The 1,233-nt window shown below is 45.6% G+C and carries 1 pseudogene; it reads left to right on the top strand.

Features of this window, described 5'->3' with window-relative positions:
* Nucleotides 1-32: 32 nt before the first annotated feature.
* Nucleotides 33-1,233: pseudogene (locus LKE08_RS09190) on the top strand (reverse transcriptase domain-containing protein); the annotation flags it as partial.

Here is a 1,233-nt window from a genome sequence, read left to right as displayed (position 1 = left end):
TCAGACGTAAGATGGAGACTTGAGTAGCAATAATGGCGAGGTCTAGTCAAACCAAAGGATTCGGCAAGCCGAAACCAGCGGTCACTAAGAATGTATGGAAGGCAATCAATTGGGCAAAAGTTCAGAGGATGGTCTTCAAGTTGCAAAAACGTATCTATCAAGCGGCTCAATCGGGGCAGGAAGCAAAAGCTAGAAGGTTGCAGAGACTCCTTTTGAAGTCATATTACGCAAGGCTCTTAGCGGTCAGACGAGTGACCCAAGATAACCAAGGCAAGAAGACAGCCGGAGTGGATGGAGTGATAGCACTATCCCCGAAACAAAGGTTTGAACTTGTTAAGGAAATCAAAGGAAACTTCAAAGCCAAACCATTACGGAGAGTCTGGATACCAAAACCCGGACGGGATGAAAAACGCCCTCTGGGAATCCCGACAATTCGAGACAGAGCCAAGCAAGCCGTGGTCAAGATGGCAATGGAACCCTACTGGGAACCTAAATTTGAGGGAACAAGCTATGGGTTTCGACCTGGACGCTCAACCCTCGACGCAGTTGGCAGAATATTTGTTGCGATTAATCAAGGGGAATATTACGTCCTCGATGCCGATATTGCCAAATGCTTTGACCAAATTGACCATGATTACCTACTATCCAAACTTCATTGTCCAACGATCATAAGGCGCAATATCAGACAATGGTTAAAAGCCGGGATCATCGACAATGGTGTATTCGACGATACGGAAGCCGGGACACCTCAAGGAGGGGTAATAAGTCCACTCCTCGCCAACATCGCACTGGATGGAATAGGGAGGCACATTGAAGAACTCTTCCCAAACACAAAGTCAAAGGGAAGACTATCAATACAACGGTCGTCAGATACGCCGATGATTTTGTGGTCATATCACAAAGCCGCGAAATTATTGAACAGTGCAAGATTGTTATTTCTGAATGGTTAAAGCCCATTGGACTCCAACTCAAACCGGAAAAGACAAGAATTTGTCACACACTTCAAGAAATTGAAGTAAAAGGAAAAAGGGTCTCACCCGGTTTCAACTTTCTAGGGTTCAATATCAGGCAATATCCTGCAGGTAAACACGTTTCCGGAAAAAGTGGGGGAAAGGTCAGTAGACTACTAGGCTTCGCAACCCACATCAAACCGGACAAGGAAGCAATCAAAGCCCATACTGAAAAGGTAAAAGAGGTGATTAGGAATCATAAAACAGCACCTCAAGCCGCCCT

Source organism: Lyngbya sp. CCY1209, assembly GCF_035615495.1.
GTDB lineage: Bacteria > Cyanobacteriota > Cyanobacteriia > Cyanobacteriales > Microcoleaceae > Limnospira.
The sequence above is the reverse complement of the archived record's forward strand: the minus strand, read 5'-3'. Positions and strand labels throughout refer to the sequence as shown.